The 18,470-nt window shown below is 70.2% G+C and carries 17 protein-coding genes; 9 read left to right on the plus strand and 8 right to left on the minus strand.

The features are described 5' to 3' along the window. Nucleotides 1–71: 71 nt before the first annotated feature. Nucleotides 72–1,010, plus strand: a complete 939-nt coding sequence (locus ACSMXO_RS12410; protein WP_455417823.1) for a nucleoside hydrolase — start codon at nucleotides 72–74, stop codon at nucleotides 1,008–1,010. Next, entirely contained in the window at nucleotides 1,007–1,978 is a 972-nt protein-coding gene (add, locus tag ACSMXO_RS12415; protein ID WP_455417824.1) for an adenosine deaminase, read from the plus strand. Before ACSMXO_RS12410 ends, add begins: the two co-directional genes overlap by 4 nt. Nucleotides 1,979–2,739: 761 nt before the next feature. Here add and ACSMXO_RS12420 read toward each other — a convergent pair. Next, nucleotides 2,740–2,988, minus strand: a complete 249-nt coding sequence (locus tag ACSMXO_RS12420) for a hypothetical protein (RefSeq protein ID WP_455417825.1) — start codon at nucleotides 2,986–2,988, stop codon at nucleotides 2,740–2,742. A 696-nt stretch (nucleotides 2,989–3,684) separates the two neighbouring features. Here ACSMXO_RS12420 and ACSMXO_RS12425 point away from each other — a divergent pair. Both ACSMXO_RS12425 and ACSMXO_RS12430 read left to right on the plus strand, forming a co-directional pair. Further along, a complete protein-coding gene (locus ACSMXO_RS12425; protein ID WP_455417826.1) occupies nucleotides 3,685–4,194 on the plus strand; it encodes a SigE family RNA polymerase sigma factor in 510 nt (169 codons plus the stop codon). Beyond that, on the plus strand, nucleotides 4,187–4,954 hold the full coding sequence (locus ACSMXO_RS12430; protein WP_455417827.1) for a hypothetical protein: 768 nt from the start codon (nucleotides 4,187–4,189) through the stop codon (nucleotides 4,952–4,954). Before ACSMXO_RS12425 ends, ACSMXO_RS12430 begins: the two co-directional genes overlap by 8 nt. 137 nt (nucleotides 4,955–5,091) lie before the next feature. Here ACSMXO_RS12430 and ACSMXO_RS12435 read toward each other — a convergent pair whose 3' ends face one another. Both ACSMXO_RS12435 and ACSMXO_RS12440 read right to left on the minus strand, forming a co-directional pair. Beyond that, nucleotides 5,092–5,766, minus strand: a complete 675-nt coding sequence (locus tag ACSMXO_RS12435; protein ID WP_455417828.1) for a uridylate kinase — start codon at nucleotides 5,764–5,766, stop codon at nucleotides 5,092–5,094. A 147-nt stretch (nucleotides 5,767–5,913) separates the two neighbouring features. After that, nucleotides 5,914–6,807 carry an alpha/beta hydrolase gene (locus ACSMXO_RS12440; RefSeq protein WP_455417829.1) on the minus strand — a complete coding sequence of 298 codons (894 nt, stop codon included), beginning with the start codon at nucleotides 6,805–6,807 and terminating at the stop codon, nucleotides 5,914–5,916. A 124-nt stretch (nucleotides 6,808–6,931) separates the two neighbouring features. Between ACSMXO_RS12440 and ACSMXO_RS12445 the strand changes: the two genes are divergently transcribed. From ACSMXO_RS12445 to ACSMXO_RS12455, 3 genes are all read left to right on the plus strand, one after another. Beyond that, nucleotides 6,932–7,576: a TetR/AcrR family transcriptional regulator gene (locus tag ACSMXO_RS12445; protein ID WP_346262453.1), complete on the plus strand. Its 645-nt coding sequence runs from the start codon at nucleotides 6,932–6,934 to the stop codon at nucleotides 7,574–7,576. 979 nt (nucleotides 7,577–8,555) lie between these two features. After that, nucleotides 8,556–10,922 carry an ATP-binding protein gene (locus tag ACSMXO_RS12450; protein WP_455417830.1) on the plus strand — a complete coding sequence of 789 codons (2,367 nt, stop codon included), beginning with the start codon at nucleotides 8,556–8,558 and terminating at the stop codon, nucleotides 10,920–10,922. A gap of 210 nt (nucleotides 10,923–11,132) precedes the next feature. Further along, a complete protein-coding gene (locus ACSMXO_RS12455) occupies nucleotides 11,133–11,615 on the plus strand; it encodes a YfbM family protein (protein WP_455417831.1) in 483 nt (160 codons plus the stop codon). 220 nt (nucleotides 11,616–11,835) lie between these two features. Here ACSMXO_RS12455 and ACSMXO_RS12460 read toward each other — a convergent pair whose 3' ends face one another. Genes ACSMXO_RS12460 through ACSMXO_RS12470 form a run of 3 tightly spaced genes read right to left on the minus strand, consistent with a single transcriptional unit; the run spans nucleotide 11,836 to nucleotide 14,495 of the window. Further along, the gene (locus ACSMXO_RS12460) at nucleotides 11,836–12,474 is read right to left on the minus strand and encodes a hypothetical protein (RefSeq protein WP_455417832.1); all 639 of its coding nucleotides are present in this window, start codon (nucleotides 12,472–12,474) and stop codon (nucleotides 11,836–11,838) included. A gap of 57 nt (nucleotides 12,475–12,531) precedes the next feature. Then, a complete protein-coding gene (locus ACSMXO_RS12465) occupies nucleotides 12,532–13,221 on the minus strand; it encodes a LuxR C-terminal-related transcriptional regulator (protein ID WP_455417833.1) in 690 nt (229 codons plus the stop codon). Nucleotides 13,222–13,244: 23 nt separating this feature from the next. Continuing rightward, the gene (locus ACSMXO_RS12470) at nucleotides 13,245–14,495 is read right to left on the minus strand and encodes a sensor histidine kinase (RefSeq protein ID WP_455417834.1); all 1,251 of its coding nucleotides are present in this window, start codon (nucleotides 14,493–14,495) and stop codon (nucleotides 13,245–13,247) included. Between the two features lie 121 nt (nucleotides 14,496–14,616). On the opposite strand from ACSMXO_RS12470, the gene ACSMXO_RS12475 reads away from it, so the two are divergent. Together ACSMXO_RS12475 and ACSMXO_RS12480 are read left to right on the plus strand one after the other, a co-directional pair. Further along, the gene (locus ACSMXO_RS12475; protein ID WP_455417835.1) at nucleotides 14,617–15,414 is read left to right on the plus strand and encodes an ABC transporter ATP-binding protein; all 798 of its coding nucleotides are present in this window, start codon (nucleotides 14,617–14,619) and stop codon (nucleotides 15,412–15,414) included. Next, nucleotides 15,411–16,808: an FtsX-like permease family protein gene (locus ACSMXO_RS12480; RefSeq protein WP_455417836.1), complete on the plus strand. Its 1,398-nt coding sequence runs from the start codon at nucleotides 15,411–15,413 to the stop codon at nucleotides 16,806–16,808. The genes ACSMXO_RS12475 and ACSMXO_RS12480 overlap by 4 nt, the downstream gene beginning before the upstream one ends. A gap of 182 nt (nucleotides 16,809–16,990) precedes the next feature. Here the strand turns inward: ACSMXO_RS12480 and ACSMXO_RS12485 are convergent, their stop codons facing one another. Together ACSMXO_RS12485 and ACSMXO_RS12490 are read right to left on the minus strand one after the other, a co-directional pair. Next, on the minus strand, nucleotides 16,991–17,299 hold the full coding sequence (locus ACSMXO_RS12485; protein ID WP_346262445.1) for a hypothetical protein: 309 nt from the start codon (nucleotides 17,297–17,299) through the stop codon (nucleotides 16,991–16,993). A 128-nt stretch (nucleotides 17,300–17,427) separates the two neighbouring features. Then, on the minus strand, nucleotides 17,428–18,276 hold the full coding sequence (locus ACSMXO_RS12490) for a class I SAM-dependent methyltransferase (protein ID WP_455417837.1): 849 nt from the start codon (nucleotides 18,274–18,276) through the stop codon (nucleotides 17,428–17,430). Nucleotides 18,277–18,470 lie beyond the last annotated feature (194 nt).

The raw sequence follows: 18,470 nt of genomic DNA on the forward strand, positions 1-18,470 counted from the left end.
TGTGACGACGTGTTGCCCGACCGGCGATCGGCGTTGACATGACGGCCCGGCGTGGTGGGGGAGGCTGCACAATGCGCGCACCCCTACGGCTCGTGATCGACACGGATACCGCATCCGATGACGCGGTCGCGTTGCTGTTGGCCGTCCGCACGCCCGGCGTGAGGATCGAGGCCGTCACCACCGTCGCAGGCAATGTGCCGCTGCCCCGGGCCAGCCGTAACGCCCTGGTGACGCTGGAGTTCGCCAGCGCCGGGAACGTGCCGGTGCATCCCGGCTCTGAACGGCCGCTGCTACGTCCGCTGGAAACCGCGGTTCACGTGCACGGCGCCGACGGAATGGGCGGCGCGCCGTTACCCGAGCCGACCGGCACACCGGCCCGCGAGCACGCCGTCGACGTGCTGCTGAGGCTGGCCCGCGACCGCGGTGCCGAACTCACGCTGGTCGCTCTCGGGCCGCTGACCAACATCGCCGCCGCCCTGATCCGTGACCGGCAGTTGCTCGACCGATTCCAGCACGTCTACTGCATGGCCGGTGCCGCCGACGCCTGCGGCAACATCTCCGCCACGGCCGAGTTCAACGTGTGGGCCGACCCCGAGGCCGCCGCGATCGTCTGTGACGCCGCAGCCTGCGAAACGGTCACCTGGATCGGCTGGGACGCTTCCCGGCACGACGCGGTCATGACCCCGGACCGCCAGCGTCGACTGTGCGATCTGGACACGCCCCTGGCCCGGTTCGCCCACCGGGTGAACCGATCGGTCGACCACTGGGCCACCGAAGTGACCGGCCTGCCCGGATACGACCTACCAGATCCGCTCGCCATGGCCGTCGCGCTGAACCCCTCGCTCGTCCGGCGGGCCGAGACCGCACACGTGCGCGTCGCTACCGGCGACGAGACCCGCGGGCAGATCCTGGTCGATCGCCGCCGCACCGCCGCCCCGGCCAATCTCACCCTGGTACGACGTGTCGACAGCGACGGGTTCGAGCAGATGCTGCTGGACGCATGCGCATGAGCGCCACCAATCGAACCCGACGCTACGAGCTGCACTGTCATCTCGACGGGTCCGTACGCCTGGAGACCCTCACCGCGCTCGCCGTCGAGCAGGACCGCGCGCTGCCCGCTCATCCACGGCGGCTCGCCGTGGCACCGGCCGACGTCGGAAGCTTGCACGCCTTCCTGCCCTACGTCGATATCGCGATCGACCTCCTGCAGACACCGCAGGCGCTCCAGCGCGTCGCGGCCGAACTCGTCGAGGACTGGCACCGTGACGACGTCGTGTACGGCGAGGTCCGATTCGCCCCTCAGTTGCACACCCGCGCCGGTTTGAGCATCGACGACGCCATCGTCGCCGTCGGCGATGGACTCGCCCAGGGTGCCGCCGCGACCGGCGTTCACACCGGCATGCTGCTGTGCTGCCTGCGGCACCAGCACCCCGCGGTGAGCATGAGCGTCGCAGACGCCGCCGTGCGCCGCCGCGACATCGTCGCCGGTCTCGACCTCGCCGGTGACGAGCGGTACCCCGGTGCCGTACACAGCGAAGCGTTCGACCTCGCCCACGCCGCCGGACTTCCCGTCACCGTGCATGCCGGCGAGGCCGCCGGGCCCGACAGCGTCTGGGAGGCCCTCGACATCCTCGGCGCCCGCCGCATCGGCCACGGCGTGCGGAGCACCGCTGAGCGAGCACTGCTCGACCGTCTGCACCGCGACCAGATCACGCTTGAGACGTGTCCGCGCTGCAACGTCCTGACCCGTGCCGTGCCGACGCTCGCCGATCATCCAGCCGACCGGCTGCTGCGCGCCGGACTGCGTGTCACGGTCAGCACCGATACTCGCACCACCGCCGACACCACCCTCGGACAGGAGTTCGCCGCCCTTGAGGCGACCTTCGGCTGGACCGCAGCCGAAGAGCAGCGATGCCAGGACAATGCCGCACACGGCGCCTTCAACGCGCCCGGCCCCTCGCAGCGATCCTCCTTCTGAAACTGCTCCTTGCGCCGACCCTCGTGGTGGGCTGATCGCTGGCGGGGCGGCGCTGGGGTCCCCGGGGGGCGGGTACGTTAGCCGCGCTTCCCCTCGTGGTGGGTCCAATCCTGTTGATCACGTGCCTGGAACGCGGAACGCGATTCGGAGCGCGTGCAGCCCCGGCCGCACTGCTGGGCTGATCTCTCTCGCCCGTTTTTGTACTGGCGTTTGCGCGGGCCGCTCGATCGTCGGCTGGTCGACCGCACTGCTGCTCTCGTGGGCCGTGTGCTTGCTCGCTGACATGGCACTGTCGCGGCTGACGGCGGTCCCCGGGTTGGGGGATTGGCCCTGGTACTGGCGTCGGCGTGGACGGTGACGAAGCTACTTCCGGGCAGCAGCACCGAGCCAGCGGCCACAGCCACGACGGTCAGCTAGCCGTGCTGGGACCTTCCGGCGCGAGAGCACGACGTGCTGCACCGCGTCGGCGGTCGGACGCTCCCGAGCGCTACCCCAAGCCCGCCGAGCTGGACAAAACCGGTCGCCAGCAGCGCGACCAAAGTACCCCGCCACCGCCTTCGGCACCTGGTCCGCGCCGCCGCCGGCACCACCACGGACGAACGGGACTTCCTCGACCGACTTCGCGCCAGCGGGCTGCTCGTGCACCCCGCGCCGACACCACCAACCCCAGCCAGCTCGCCGGGTACGCCGTCGCGCTACCCGACTTCCGCAACGCCGCCGGAGACACCATCCGTACAGCGGATCCACCCTCGCCGCCGACCTCAGCCTGCCCAAGCTACGCCGCCACGGCCGTCGCAATGAGCACCGAATCTCCCGGCCGGTGCCGCCACACCTAGGTATTTCCCGGCCGGCAGAAACGCCTGCCCATCCGTGTCGCCGACGGCGAGGACGCCGCGATCGCCCACGCCGCCCACCAGCTCATGTTCGGCGTCGGCGCTGACAACATCAGCGGCACCGCCGACGATCCCGACGTCGACTTCGGCGAGGCGGTCGACGAGTCGTCGCCGCACCCGCACCGAGGCCAGCCGGTTGAGATCGTTTGGCGGGTGGTGGAGTCACTCGACCTGTATCTGGAGTTCGATCCGGGTGCGGGTTTCCGGGCCGAACGCTGGAGAACGCGTTACGGGAGAGCATTCGGACCGGCCGGTTGCCGGCCGGGTCGCGCCTGCCCGGGAGCCGGAGCCACCGACCTGGGCCTGTCCTGGGGGCATGATGGTGCAGGCGTCGCGCACCTGGTGGCGGAAGGGTGCTGGTGTCGGCGCCCGGCTCGGGCACCCGGGTCGCGGACGTACCTCACGAACCGCCCGACTCGCGCGAGAAGCCGCGGCCCGCGACGGCGACCGGGTCGGTGATCGAGTCGCGGCCGGGGATTCCCGATCTCGGTTCGTTCCCGTGTACGGTCTGGGCCGGCAGTGTTCGCCGCGTGCTGGCGACGGCGTCGCACGGCACGTTCGACTATCCCGACCCGGCGGGACTGCCCGCGTTGCGGGCGGCGGTGGCCGGCTATCTCGCGCGTGCCCATGGGGTGCGCTGCAGCGCGGACGACCGGCGGCATGTCCGGATCCGCGGCATGCGCTGCGGGGGCCTGCGTGCTCTCTCGGGGAGGTTCGGGAGTTGCCGGTACAACCACGGAACCTGCTGTGGACCCAAAGGGCTCCGGTGACCCGTCTTCCTAGTAGCGGTGGCCGGATTCGACTGGGGGACGTGTGGACCGAGACGAGGAATTCTCTGCGTACGCGAGCGCGCGGTGGCCTGCTCTCGTTCGTTCCGCCGTTCTCCTGGGATGCAGCGTCCAGGATGCCGAAGACCTGGCCCAGACGGCCCTCATGCGCTGCTACGTGTCGTGGGCCAAGGTCGCGAAAGCCGACGATCGGGACGCCTATGTGTACCGAATTCTCGTGAACGCCTATCACGACAGTCGTCGAAGACGGTGGTGGGGGGAGAAGCCCGCTGCGGTCGTACCCGAACAGGTCGAAGCAGACGCCACCACCAGGGTGGACGCAGCAGACGCGGTGGGCCGTGCGCTTGCGGGCCTGAGCCAGGCCAACCGCGAGGCTGTCGTTCTCCGGTACTACGCACATCTCAACGATCGGCGGATCGCCGAAGCGCTCAACATCGCCCCCGGCACCGTGAAGAGCAGATTGTCCCGCGCGCTGACGCAACTGTCCGCCGACGCCAACCTTTCCGACCTACGCGGGGGAGCCACGCATGAATGACGAGGACGTTGATCGGATGCTCGAACGGCTCGCAGAACGGGTACCCGTCGGTCCCGCGCCGCTAGATGATCTGGTCCGAGTGGGCAAGTCCGTACAGCGCAGGAAGCGTCGTGCCGCTGTCTTCGGTGCTAGCGCAGCATTAGCCGTGGTGCTCAGCGGCGGCGTTGTTGCCCAGAATCTCACCGGCGACGGCGCGCCCTCTATGAACGACCCTACTAAAGGTCCGTTCGTGACACTCCCATCGCCAACCATTCCTAAGGCGGACCTGGATAACCCGACGAGTGGCATGTCTGGGTCGTTGCCGGATGGTGGTGCGGCAAGCTGCGTGGAGAGCTACACCCCGGAGGCCGTCGCCGGTCGAGCGTTCGCGTTTGACGGTGTCGTGGTCAACATCGGCCCGGCCCGCTCCAACCGTTCCGGCAAGGGTCACCTGAACCTTGTGGGGGTCACCTTCGCTGTTGGCGAGTGGTTTGCCGGCGGTACGGCACCAACCGTCACGGTAGACATGGGTTTGCCCATGGCCGGGACGCGTGACGTGACTGGAGAGGTGTTCCATTCGTATGCGGTTGGATCGCGGTTGCTTGTCAGTGGCGAGCCTCGTTGGGGAGGGTCCCCTCTCGATGCCGCCATCGCTTGGGGGTGCGGCTTCATCCGCTACTACGACCGAGAGACGGCTGAGTCCTGGCGGCGGGCCACCGCGGCGGAGGAGCCCTCGGAACCTACGCCCGGGCCGACTCGTAGCAGCTCGTCGATGCGTTGAGAGCCCCTCGGTGGAAGCCGCCTGTCGACTCCGCCTGAGAACTGACCACGTGGTTCCGATTAGGTTCTAACGGTCGTCGCAACACCTGATCTCATCAGGAGTTGCCCGGAAATCCGCTCATGCTGAATTGAGTGCGGTCAGTGTGTTTGAGTCTCCCAGACCGGCTGCTGGGGCTCGTCGTTGTGCACGATGAAGTTGGCGTGATGGGTCGGGTGGACCGTAGCGAAGTAGAACTGTTGGGAGGGGATGTAACGCTTGCGCCAGCGCCGTTCGACTTCGGCCCGAGATAACACCCGGCGCTCTCGGATCACGGCACGATCCACGGTCTTCTCAAGTGCTGTCGACACGAAGATGCGCAGGTCCCACCGATCAATCAGTTCCGGGCGCATGAGGAAGACGCCGTCGAAGACCAGCACGGCGTCGGCTGGGGCAGTCATGACCGGCGGGGACAGCGCAGTATCCGCGGTGCGGTCGTAGACCGCGTGTTGGAAGCGTCGATCTCCGCCCGGGCCGAGCGGATCGAGCAGAACCCGGTTCAGCGTCTCGTAGTCGTGCGTGTCGTAGTAGCACCCTTCGGCCGAGTACTCGCCGCGCGGATAGCGCTGTGCCCGGGGGAAGAGGAAATCGTCGATCGTCGCGCGGATGACGTCGCGGCCCTGTTCGCGCAAGACGACGGCCAGCTCGTCGGCGAGCGTGGTCTTGCCTGCGGCGGGCGGTCCGTCGACGGCAACCCGCGTCGGGTGTGCGCCTGTGACGGACCGGACTGCCTCAGCCAGGCGGCCGAGCATCTCGTCGCGGGTGCCTTGGTTCACGTCCTGTCCGTCCTCGTCTCGCGAAGGTCGCCTGTTGGGCCGACCTTATGCGCGCCAGCCCTTTCGCGCCTGCCAACGCCCGAGTGAGCGAGATCGCCGCATGCGGAGGTGTCTGCGGTCATGGCGCAAACGCACTGCAACGGTGGTTCATAGGTCGTGCAGCTGGCTGCGGAGGAAGGCGAGAATCTCGCGCCGCGCGGGCCGGGCGGCCGGTACAAGGCCGGGGATGCTGAGGAAGCCGTGTGTGGCCTTCGGGTAGCAGGTCAGGCGGGCGTCGGTGCCGTCCTCGCAGAGCCGTTCGACGTAGCGGCTTCCGTGGTCGGCTATGGGATCCAGTGCGGCGGTGACGACCAGTGTCGGTGGTAGGCCGGCGAGATTGTCGAACTTCACGGGAGACACGCTGCGTGGGTCGAGGGTCGGCGGCACGCTCAGTTTGCGGGCGGCGCGCAACCGGGGCAGCGAGAGCGTGGGGTTGTCGGCGTTCGCCGTGACCGAGGGGTAGTTCTCTAGGGTGTCGGTCCAGTCCGTGCTCGGGTAGTTAAGCACCTGGGCGCGCAGCGGCGGGCCGTCCTTGCGGGCCCGCAACGCAACGAGTGCGGCGATCATGCCGCCGGCGCTCTCACCCATGACCGCGACGGCGGTGGGGTCGATACTCCAGCCGGCGGCGTCTTCGACAAGCCGGACGAGCGTGTCGTAGCCGTCCTCGACGGGCTGGGGCAGCGGGTGCTGCGGGGCGAGACGGTACTCCACCGAGACGACCACCGACGGGCAGCGGGCCGCGAGGTGGCTGTTGAGCCAGTCGTTCTGCGCGGCGGTGCCCGCGATGAAGCCTCCGCCGTGGAACGAGACGATCAGCGGCAGCGTCCGGTCGGCGTGCGCCGGGCGGTGTACCCGCAAGGTCAGGCCGCGGCCCGGAAGGTCGATCGTGGCTTTGGTGATGCGGGCGCGGCGGTCCGGCAGGCCGGCGATGATCCGGGCGGGAAGAGACGATGCCATGCGGTTGACCTTCTCGCGCACGGCGATCAGCTGGTCGTCGGTCATGGCCTCCCAGTCCTGGGTGTCCCGGAGGATGCGGGTACCCAATGGAGCTCTGACTCTCAAGGTGTCCTCCTGTCACCAGATTACGCTACGAGCAGTAGCGTAATTGCCAGAGTAGCCTGACGCGGTGCCGGTTTCCACCCCGTCCACGCCCGGGCGTCCTCGCGCAGACCTCAATGCGACCGTATTCGCGGCCACCTTGCGCACGGTTCACGAACTCGGCTACGTGAACGCGACGATGGATCGCATTGCGGCGGCGGCGGGCATCGCGAAAACGACGATCTACCGTCGATGGCCGTCGAAGGGCGCCCTGATCACGGACTGTCTCCTTGACGCGTTCGGCGTCCTTGATGTGTTCCGCGCGGTGCCGCTGACCGAGGCCAGCCGGGACGAGGCCGTGTCCGCACTGGTCCGTCTCCTTGACGCGTCCGGCCCGGTGCCGCTGACGGGCGCCACCCGGGAGCAGATCGTGTCCTCGCTGGTCCGCTTCCTCGCGGCGAAGATCGGCGAGCCCGGCGTGGGCGCGGCGTTCGCCGGCGTGTTCGTTGACGCCATCAGCGATCCGGCCCTGCGCGGCATCCTCTCCACACGCTTGCAGGCGCCCGGTTGGCTGGCGCTCCAGGACGTGCTAGGCGAGCCGGAGGACCGGGTCCTGCTTATCATCGACGTCATCGTCGGGACGCTGCTGCACCGGATGGGGATGACCGGCGAACCGATGGTCGAAGCCGACGTCGCCACGCTGATCGAGATCGTCCTGCACGTCCTTCGGTGACCAGATCCTCGTGCCCGGGCAGCAGCAGCGGACCTACCTACCCGGCGAGACGATAGGCGAGCGCGGACAGCGGTATCGGGCCGGATTGGAAGTCCAGGCGGGTGTGCCGGTGACCGAGGTCGTCGAGCGGTGCGGCGTGTCCCGTCAGGCGGTGCAGCCAGGCCGGCCGACGGGCCCGGCGCGGCGGAGTCGGTACCGGTCGTGCCGCTGCGGGCGGTCGCGGCCGGGCCGACGACCGGCCCGGCCGCGAGGCGGATGGTGCGGTCTTCGGATGTCGCGATCTCGGTTCTGCGACTCAGGTCAGCCGGATGAGATTGTCGTCAGCTCGCACGTGCGGACCCAGGGGCCGGGGGCGACCGGCTGCCGGGCGCAGGACCACGTCGAGTTGATCGTCGAGGTACCCGGGGTCAGGCTGTAGCTTGCGCCTTGCCATGTGCCCTCCGGGAAGGTGATGTACCCGTAGTACTCGCTCCAGCTCACATAGCACCTCACGTCCAGCGCGATGCTCGTCGCGCTCGCGGGGATCGCCTTGGTCCATACCCTGGTCTGGGTGCCGGGGACCTGGTAAATGGAGTCCACCGGAAGCCATCCGGGGCCGGGCGCACCGGGCCACCCTCCGCCGCCCACGCTCACGTACGGCCCGACCGGGGGGATTCCCGACGTGCAGGTCGTGCTCCCGCTGATGTTCCGGGTACTGTCGGCCGCGGCCGGCGACGGCACGACGGTAACCGCCGCCACCATGGTCGCAGCCAACAAGCCGAGGGCGGCCGGAATTCGCCGCAATTTTCCAGTAGCTATCAACGTGCGACCGTCCTTTCTCGGGGCACTCCGGTCGGGTGCTTGAGGGCATCCTTGTCCGTCGATAGCGTGGACGGGGTTTGGTACGGACAGGTGCGGACGACCGGGGCCGACGTGGCAGGTAGCGACGGTACAGCCGTCCGATGCGCTGGACAGCGCCGGACAACACCGGGGATCGCCGGTGACCGCTGACGACGGCCGCCTGCTGCTGCGGCAACTCTGTGACGACCTGCGGCTGCTCCGATCGCAGGCGGGCGGCCCGAGCCTGCGCAGCCTGGCGGTGCGGGTACGGCTGGGCAAGAGCCAGGTGGGGTCGATCTTCAACGGCCGGATCGGACGGCTGCCCGACTGGGAGGTCGTCCGGGGCGTCGTCGAGGGCTGCCGCCAGTACGCCCAGGATCATGGCCGGCTGGACCGGCTGTCGGTGGCCACCGGGATCGAGGAGTTCTGGCGCCCGCGGTACGCCCTGGTGGATTACGCGTTGCAGCAGGCCGCGCGGCAGCGGCCACCAGCGCCGTCGGGGCAGGCACCGCCGGGGCGACCGGCGCCGGTGCCCCGGCAGTTGCCGGCCGCCACGCGGCACTTCGCCGGGCGGGCCGGTCCGCTCGCCGCGCTGAACGCACTGCTGGACGACGCTGCCACCGCGAACACCGCGGTGATCTCGGCGATCGAGGGTACCGCCGGGGTGGGCAAGACGGCCCTCGCCGTGTACTGGGCGCACCAGGTCGCCGACCGCTTCCCCGACGGGCAGCTCTACGTCAACCTGCGCGGCTTCGGTCCGACCGAGCCCGCGATGGAGCCGGGCGAGGCGATCCGCCGCTTCCTCGACGCCCTCGGCGTGCCGCTGCGCCGGATCCCGCCGGAGCCGGACGCACTGGCCGCCCTGTACCGAAGCGAACTTGCCGGTCGGCGGCTGCTGATCCTGCTGGACAACGCCCGCGACGGCGCGCAGGTCCGGCCGCTGCTGCCCGGCGCCGCGGGCTGCCTGGCCCTGGTCACCAGCCGCGATCCGCTCACCGGTCTGGTCGCCGCCGAGGGCGCCCAACCTGTCACCGTCGATCTGCTCACCCGCGACGAGGCAAGGCAGTTGCTGGCACGCCGCCTCGGCAGCGCGCGGATCGCCGCCGAACCCCACGCGGTTGACGAGATCATCACGCGGTGCGCCCGGCTGCCGCTGCCGCTGGCCATCGTCGCCGCCCACGCCGCGACCCGCCGGGTGCCGCTGCGCGAGCTGGCCGAACAGCTCCGCGACGGCAGGCAGGCGCTCGGGCTGCTCAACACCGGCGATCCAGGCACCGATGTCCACGCGGTGTTCGCCTGGTCGTACCGGGCGCTCACCCCGGCCGCGGCGCGCGTGTTCCGGCTCCTGGGCCGGCATCCCGGTCCAGACGCCACCGCGCCCGCCATCGCCAGCCTCACCGCGCTGCCGCTGCCCGACGTACCGCCGCTACTGGCCGGACTGACCCGCGCCAACCTGCTCACCGAACCCGCACCCGGCCGGTACGCCTGCCACGATCTGCTGCGGGCCTACGCCACCTACCTCAGCGACGCCCTGGAAACCCTGCCAGACCGCGAGGCCGCGACCGACCGCATCCTCGACCACTACCTGCACACCGCTGGCGCCGCCGACCGGCTACTACACCCGAATCGAGACGCCATCACCCTCGAACCGCCCCGGCCCGGCGCCGCGCCGGAACATCTGGGCGCACCGGCCGCCGCCCGCGCCTGGCTCGCCGCCGAACTTCCGGTGCTACTCGCGGCGGTGCAGCATGCCGCGGGCGGCGGCTACGACCGGCACGCCTGGCAGCTCGCGTGGATCCTGACCGGGTACCTCGAACACAGCCGACGCTGGCCCGACCAGCTCGCCGTCGGCGACGCGGCGACGCTCGCCGCCGGACGGCTCGCCGACCCGCGCGCGTCGGCCATCGTCCACCGGATCCTGGCCCGCCCGTACATCGAGACCGGCCGCCACGCCCACGCCCGCGCACACCTCGAACGCGCCCTCGACCTCGACGCCGGCAGCGGTGACCTCGCCGGACAGGCCCATAACCACCACCTCCTCGCCTACCTCGGTGAACGGCAGGGCCGGTACGCCCTCGCCCTCGACCACACCTGGCAGGCCCTCGCGCTGTACCGCAGGGCGGACCACCGGTACGGGCAAGCCTCCGCCCTCAACGCAGTCGGTTGGTTCCAGGTCCACCTCGGCGACCACGCCCAAGCCGTGACCGCCTGCCAGGAGGCCCTCGCCCTGCTGCGCGGACTGGACGACCGTCGCGGCGAGGCAGCCACATTGGACAGCCTCGGCTACGCGTACCACCATCTCGGTGACTACCCGCGCGCTGTCACCTGCTTTCGTCAAGCCGTCGTGCGGCTAAACGCCCTTGGCGCGCGCTACCCCGAAGCGAGCACACTCACCCACCTCGGCGACAGCTACCAACTCGCCGGCCGGCCGGGCGCGGCGCGGACCACATGGCGACGGGCGCTGGCAATCCTCACCGACCTCGACCACCCCGACGCGGAACGGGTCCGAGCCAGGCTCGCCGCGTAGCGCCGGGCATTCTGAAGTCGTGGATCACGCCGCTTGCGGTCCGGCGGACCGCAAGGGGCGGATGCGGTGCGTGAGCGCCGCGCGGTCCAGGTTGAAAAGGTTCACTGAAGGGGCGCTCTGGCGACTGCATCCTCAGTACCCCTAGCCCGGTCTGGCGAGAGCGGCCGTCTCTCGTCGCCGGGCTTCTGCCGCGCGCCGTAGGATCGGGGCATGTTGGGGGTGCACTTCGCCATCACGTCGGAGCAGGAACGCTCGCTGCTCGCGACGGACGACCACGACGACAGCGTGGGTGACATCCTCGAAGTGATCGAGGAGTCGTGCAACGACGACCGGTTGAAGGTCGACACCGACAAGGCCTGGGACGCCATCCACCGCTGCCTGACCGACGGCACCCTCGACCCGGACGGCGGCGCGTACCCGTTGTCTCACGCGGTGCTCGGTGGCCGACATCTCCACGACGAGTACTACGTCGTCTACGTCAGCGCCGCCGAGGTGCGGGATGTCGCTGACGCCCTGCGTTCTGTGGAGCGAACGTGGCTGCGTCATCGGTTCGATGTCATCGACGACCCCGACTACCTCGGTGGACACGACGACGCGGACTTCGAGAACACCTGGGACAACTTCGTTGATGTTCGAGCCTTCTACAACCGGGCCGCCACTGTCGGACGGGCAGTAATCTTCACCGCAACCTGATTCAGCACTACTGAACCTTTGTCAACCTGGACCGCGCGGCGCTCGCGCACCGCGTCCGACCTTGCGGTCCACCGGACCGCAAGGGGAGGTTGAAAAAGGTTCACTGGTTCGACAGCCTGGTGCAACAACGGCCGCACTCTCATACCCGGCGCCGCATCATGCCAGCGTCGCCGAGGACCGCAACACGACCGCCTCTGTCCCATGTCATATGACATCGCCGTCAGTTCAGCAGGCGCTGGGCCCAGTAGACCTGGCCGTCCGGTCCGACGCTGATCAGCGCGACCAGTAGGTCGCCGACCGCGGTGGGAGCGGCCGCGACCGCCCGCTCGGGTGGCGTTCCCGGCCGCTCCGGGCGCAGCACGAGGACGAACGTCACCGGTGACGCGTCGACCGAGGACACCGTGATCGCGCTGGCGGTGGTCAGGAATCCGCCCTTGACCTTCCGTGCGCCGATGCCCCGCAGCCATGGATAGCGCTCCTCGGCGCGGTCAAGGGCCCCGTCCCAGCCGGCGCCGACATCGTCCGGCCGCGCCGACGTCACGTTGATGAAGCCGGGCACCCGACGCGTGCGCTCGTCCAGCACCACGATCCGGAACGAGCCGTCCACCTGGGGATCGGGCGGACGTTTCCAGGCCACCCGGCCGAGGAGGATCTGGTCACCGTCGCCGGCCTGCTCCACGCTGTGCGGGCTGAACGCGGCGTCCGCGGTGGCCTGGTCGACCAGGCTCAGGGTCGCGGTGGCGGCCAGCACCTCCGGACCGTACGGCGGCACGTTGCGCCACCACCGCCAGCCGGCGAGGCCGCCTATCCCGACGAGCAGCAGCACCACACCGATGATCAGACCCGCCCGCTGCCTCACGCGTGGCAGTACAGCACATCATCACCATCAATCGGTGCGTCGGCAGGGTGAGGTTTGTCAGGAGGGTGGCGTGTACGAACGGCCTGATTGCAGGTATGTGAGCACGGCCAGTACGCGGCGGTTGCCGTCCTGCGGTTGCAGCCCGAGTTTGGTGAAGATGTTGCCCACGTGTTTGACCACCGCCCCCTGCGTGACGTGGAGGGCGGTGGCGATCTGGTGGTTGGTGTCTCCGGTCGCCATCCGCCCGAGAACCTCCTGCTCCCGCTCGCTCAGTATGTCGATGGCGTGAGGGCGGCCGGCGGCCATGGAGCGCTGGACCACCTTCGGATCGATGACGACGCCGCCGCCGGCGATCAGTTCGAGGGAGTGCATGAAATCGGTCACCCGGCTGACCCGGTCCTTGAGCAGGTAGCCGACGCCGCCGGGCGGTTCGCTGCGGGTCGGGGCGGCGAGGAGTCGGGCGGCGTAGGCATGGCCGAGGTACTGCGACAGCACCAGGATTCCGACCTGCGGGTGACGGGCACGGATGGTCAGCGCCGCGCGGAACCCGTCGTCGGCGTCACCTGGCGGCATCCTGACGTCGGTGACCACCACGTCGGGCAGGTTGCCGGGCCCGGCCCCGGCCATCACCCGCAGCAGTTCGTCGGCGTCATCGACGGCCGCGGTGACCCGGTGGCCGAAGCGTTCGACCAGGGCGGTCAGGCCCTCGCGCATCAGGGCCGCGTCCTCAGCGATCACCACTTGCATGGCGTCATTGTGGCTGGCCGGGATCACCCGCTCGCCGGCATGTACGGCACTTCGATGCCGATCGTGGTCGGTCCGCCGAGTGGGCTGTTGACGGTCAACTCGCCGCCGAGCAGGGAGGCGCGCTCCCGCATGCCCAGGATTCCGGTGCCGCCGATGGGGTTCGCGCCGCCGGTGCCGTCGTCGGTGATCGTCATCGTCAGCCGGTTGCCGGTCGTGGCCGTGCGCACGATCAGCCGATTCGCGGCGGCGTGCCGGACCGCGTTGGTGACGGCCTCGTTCGCCACGTAGTACAGCGACGCCTCCACCTCGGCGGGCAGCCGGCGTAGGTCGTCGACCTCCACCGTTGCCGGCATGGGCAGCCGGGCCGCCAGCTCGCGCAGTGCTGCCCCGAGGCCGTCCTCGATCAGGGTATGCGGACGCATGCCGTGGACGGTGGCGCGCAACGCGTCAAGCGCCTGTTCGGTCTCGGCGCGGGCCGCGTCGAGTGTGGCGAGGGCGTCCGCCCGGGCGGTGCCCGCCGGCAACGCCTTCCGCAGGTCGAGTTCGAGCATGCCGAGGTGGAGGCTGGCGACCGCGAGATGCCGCTGCACGCCGTCGTGGAGGTCCCGCTCGACCCGCTGCCGTTCCCGCTCGAACCGGTTCAGCTCGGCGATCCGCGCCTGGGCCAGCATGGTGACCTGGGTCTGCAGCTCTTCGAGCTGGGGTGAGAGCAGCGCCGACGCGAGCGCCGCCTGCCCGCAGCAGAGCAGCACCCAGACGTACGCGAGACCGAGGACGACAACAGCGCAGGCCAGCGAGACGGCGCCGGCGGCGGGGCCACCCGAGATCACGAGCGAGTCGGTGATCTGGACCGGACGGCCGGTCGTCACGAGCACCGGGGTGGCGATGCCGGTCACCGCCGCCGTGCCGGCGATGATCAGCACGACGAAGGAGAGCAGCCCCGGTACCGGCTGGGCCAGCGCGTACCCGATCTCGCGCCGCAGCAGCGGCGACCGCAACCGGTCGACGAACCGGGCGAAGGCGCGGCGGTCCGGCGCCGGGGGCGGCCCGCCAGCGAGCCGGGGCAGGCCCACGAGGGCGACCAAGCGGCGTTCGACGGCGGCGAGGGCTACCGCCCAGGCCGGAAAGAGCACGAGGACCGGCAGGCAGGCAAGGCTGATCCAGCCGACCGTGGCGCTGACCGTCGTGTACAGCAGGCAGGTCCAGGGCCAGCGGGACAGGAGGAACCGCCAGGGTGCGTCGCAGGCGGCGGACCAGGCGCGGGGCTCGGGCACCACGTCACGGTACGAGGCGGGGCGGTGGGCGGGAATGCCGGAAACCGGGTGGGGTTTTCCCCACCCGGCACGGCACCTGGCCGTAGTGACCAAAGACAGCCCTCGGCTGTGCGATAACCGGATGACTCGAACGACCCCACCAACGCCCACCGCGATCCTCGTCGAGGCGCTGAGCAAGACCTTCCCGAGCGGGGACGGCGGTCGCCCGGTCGACGTTCTGCGGGGCATCACGCACTCGATTCCCACCGGGGCGATGACGGCGGTCGTCGGGCCCAGCGGCTGCGGCAAGTCCACCCTGCTGTTCTGCCTCGCCGGATTGGAGCGGCCGACGACCGGCCGGGTCACACTGCTCGGACACGACCTGTCCAGGCTGCGCCCTCGCGCGGTAGCCCGGCTCTACCGGGACCGGATCGGCTTCGTCTTCCAGACGTACAATCTGATCCCGTCCTTGTCGGCGCGCGAGAACGTGGTCCTGCCCCGGCGGCTCGCCGGCCGGCCGGTCGACCTCGCCGCCGCCGACACCCTCCTCGCCGAGATGGGACTCGACGGCCGACACCGGGTCTGTGCCTCCCGCCTGTCCAGCGGGGAGCAGCAGCGGGTGGCGCTCGCCCGCGTCCTCGCCACGAACCCGGCAGTGGTGTTCGCCGACGAACCGACCGGCGCGCTCGACACACACACCGCGGCGGTGGTACTCGGCCGGCTGCGCGCGCTGGCCGACGGCGCCCGGACCGTGGTCATGGTGACCCACGACCTGGATGCGGCGAGCCTCGCCGACGATGTCCTGGTGATGCGGGACGGGCTGCTCACCGCGAGGCTCACCCGCCCGACCGCGGACAGCATCCGCCAGGTCATCGCGGCCCAGACGCCGCTTGCGGTCCGGTCCCCGGACGGCGCGCCTGCGGCGGGAGGTGCGGCATGATCCGCCTCGCCCTCGCGGAGTTACGCGCCGACCGGCACCTGTGGATCGGCCCCCTGATGGTCGCCGCGATGGCCGCCGCGCTGATCGGGGTCGCGGCGGCGCACTGGTCGGCAAGCGATACCCCGCAGGTTGCCGCGGCCGCAGCGCGGGCCGGGATGACGGTCGCCGAGGTTCGGGGTGCCGCCTATGTCCTCTACGTCTGCACCGGCCTTGCGGCAGTGGTCGTGCTCAGCACGGTCAGCTCGGCGACGATCGACGCGTTGCGGGTCCGGATCGCCCGGTGGCGCCTGAGCGGTGCGCAGCCGCTGCAGGTCGGACTGGTCATCCTCACGCACATGCTGGCGCTCGGCATAGCCGGCACCACCGTCGGCTGCGTCGTCGCCGCGTTGGCCGCCGATCCGGTCGTCGACCTCCTCGTCCACGCGTCGACCGGAGAGCCGGACGTCATGGACGCGACGCCGGACTTGGCGGTCGTGGCGATCACCCTGGTCCTCACGGTTGGTGTGTGCGTTGTCGGCGCGCTGGGGCCGGTCCGGCGGGCCGCCCGGGTGCCGGCCGTACAAGCGGCCCGCGCTCCGGTGTCACCGCCACGCGGGATGACCGTCCTGCGCTGGATTCTCACCGGACTCGCGCTGCTCGGCGTCGCTGTCATGATCGCCGCCTGTGTGGCCATCGCCTTCGCGCTGCGCGGCTCACCAGAGCTGCTCAGCGCTGGCGCGAGCATGGCGATCAACCTTGGCGTCGCCCTCACCGTGACGATCGCGCTAGCGGCTCCGGCGGGCCTGTCGGTGATGATCCGCCTCTGGAGCGCCGTCGTCCCCGCCCGGCTCTCCCCGGCCTGGTTCCTCGCCCGCCACTCGGCCGCCCACCGGATCACCCACAGCACCGCGGCGGTCGTTCCGCTCATGATCGGGGCGAGTCTCTACGGGATCATGTTCAGCATCGTCGACACCTTCCGGGTCGCCCTTGCCGCCGCCGGGTCGACTGCCGAGGTCAACACCTTCGACACGTATCTCGTCCTCACCCCGCCGGCCCTGCTCACCGCCGTCAGCAGCGTCGCCGTCCTGCTGCTGAACGCGCCCGCCCGACGCCGGGAGTTCGCCGTGCTCCGCGCCACCGGCGCGACCCTGTGGACCATGCTGGTCATGGCCGCGTGCGAGGCCGTGCTCTACGCCCTGACCGCGATCATGTTGGCCCTGGTCAGTGCCGTGGGAGCGGCCATCGCCATCGCCGGGTGCATCGCGGTCGCCGGTCTGCCCTTCGCCCCGGCCCTCGACCCGCGGCAGGCGCTCGCCCTGTGCGGCGCGACCCTGATCGCGATGACCATCGCCATGACCGCACCGGCGGTCACCGCGATCCGGAGCGACGCCCGAGAAACGTTGGCCGCTGAATGACCGGGCCGCCGCGTCGATTTCCAGGACGACTCCCGGCAGTACCCGGCCCAGGATCGTCGTGGCCGGCAGCGACCGGCGGGTCTCCGCCAGTTGGGCCCAGGCGAGTTCCCGGGCGGCCCCGCGGGCGGCCCGTAGCGATAGCTGCGGTGTTGAGCGACCTGGCGGCGGTGAGATCGCGCTGCCTACTTCACCGTCCGCATCGGCTGACCGGTCAAGATGCCGTAGCCAACACCAACAAAGATCATGACGCCGGCCACAGCGAAGGCCACGCCAATCAGCCGTTCCAGCAGGATGAAACGCGCTAGACGCTTCTCACCCGGCACATCTGATAACCAGCACCACGGTGGAACTCGCCGCAGCACGCTCGCCTTCACCATCGACCGCCGCACGTGCCACTCCGTCACGCCGCGAAAGTTGGTGGCCAAGGCGACGCCGACGAGACTCACGGCCAGGCTCATGGCGGCACCTGCCAGGAAACGCCAGGTCTCCATCTGACTCCTCTGGTGCGGTCACCGGATCATAGTCGGCGGTTCCTACGTCGCATCCATGCCGCCGTACCCCTGTCAATCAACCCTTGTGCTGGTCAGAGAATGACTGCGCAGGTTGGCGGTGGTACAGGTCAGCCAGCGGGAGCGGTGGCCCGCAGCCCATACATCAGCGGGATTCGCGGCTCGTCGGCTGGCAGCCGCCACCAACCTCGCTCCGTGGTGATCATCCGGCGCCAGCGCGGCCACGGCACCTCGTCGGTTTCCCGTAGCGCGGTCACCCGCAGGCCGGCGTCGACCAGCGCGGTGACCAGTTCACCGAGACCATGTGACCACTCGTAACTCACCGTGGAGCCGTCCAGCGGCGGCCCGTCGGTGTAACTGTGGGCGGAGTCGAGTCGGCGGGGGCCACCCCCGGCCAGATAGTCATGGCGGAGCACCAGATCGGTGCCCTCGTCCGCCGCCGGAACCAGGCCGAGTGCCGCCAGCAGCGGGTGGAACTCCACCACGTACACGATTCCGCCGGGTCGCAACAGTTCGGCGACCACGCGTGCCCAGCGGTCCAGGTCGGGCACGTAGACCAGGGCACCCTTGCCGGTGTAGACGACATCGAACCGGCGACCGGAAACGGCCCGCACGGCGTCGAAGACGTTGGCCTGTACGTACTCGATGTCAAGCCCAGCGTCGGCGGCGATCCGCCGGGCCGCTGCCACGGCCGCGCCGGAGAGGTCGAGGCCGACCGCCCGGGCCCCGCGCCGGGCGAACGCCGCCGTCTCGGTCCCGAGATGGCACTGTAGGTGCAGCACGTCGCGACCCGACAGGCTGCCCAGGTCGGCCCACTCGAACTCGGCGAACCAGAACTCGGCGTCCCGCCTGCCGACACCGTAGAACTCACTGGCCAGATGGACCGGCGTCCGGGCGTCCCAGTTGGCCTCAATCGCGCGCATCATGCCGCTGACGGCTTCGTCGAACCCATCGGTCACCAGTCCATCCAGCCATGACCCGCCGATCGTGTAAAGAACCACATCGCCAGGCCGCCGGCCGGGATGCCCGCCCACCGAACATCCGCAGACAATTGCGGCGCACTGATCTGCCGCTGACCGAGCGTCACACAGCCGTCGGCCGGCTACCCTGCCCGGCGACGCGCCAGGAGGCCGGAGACCCAGTCGTGTCGATG

Source organism: Plantactinospora sp. DSM 117369 (genome assembly GCF_053764795.1).

What these genes read in the sequence shown, in the direction of transcription:
- ACSMXO_RS12410 (WP_455417823.1), top strand. Translation starts at nt 72, where the DNA reads ATGCGCGCACCCCTACGGCTCGTGATCGACACGGATACCGCATCCGAT.
- add (WP_455417824.1), top strand. Translation starts at nt 1,007, where the DNA reads ATGAGCGCCACCAATCGAACCCGACGCTACGAGCTGCACTGTCATCTC.
- ACSMXO_RS12430 (WP_455417827.1), top strand. Translation starts at nt 4,187, where the DNA reads ATGAATGACGAGGACGTTGATCGGATGCTCGAACGGCTCGCAGAACGG.
- ACSMXO_RS12440 (WP_455417829.1), bottom strand. Translation starts at nt 6,807, where the DNA reads ATGACCGACGACCAGCTGATCGCCGTGCGCGAGAAGGTCAACCGCATG.
- ACSMXO_RS12455 (WP_455417831.1), top strand. Translation starts at nt 11,133, where the DNA reads ATGTTGGGGGTGCACTTCGCCATCACGTCGGAGCAGGAACGCTCGCTG.
- ACSMXO_RS12465 (WP_455417833.1), bottom strand. Translation starts at nt 13,221, where the DNA reads ATGCAAGTGGTGATCGCTGAGGACGCGGCCCTGATGCGCGAGGGCCTG.
- ACSMXO_RS12475 (WP_455417835.1), top strand. Translation starts at nt 14,617, where the DNA reads ATGACTCGAACGACCCCACCAACGCCCACCGCGATCCTCGTCGAGGCG.
- ACSMXO_RS12480 (WP_455417836.1), top strand. Translation starts at nt 15,411, where the DNA reads ATGATCCGCCTCGCCCTCGCGGAGTTACGCGCCGACCGGCACCTGTGG.
- ACSMXO_RS12485 (WP_346262445.1), bottom strand. Translation starts at nt 17,299, where the DNA reads ATGGAGACCTGGCGTTTCCTGGCAGGTGCCGCCATGAGCCTGGCCGTG.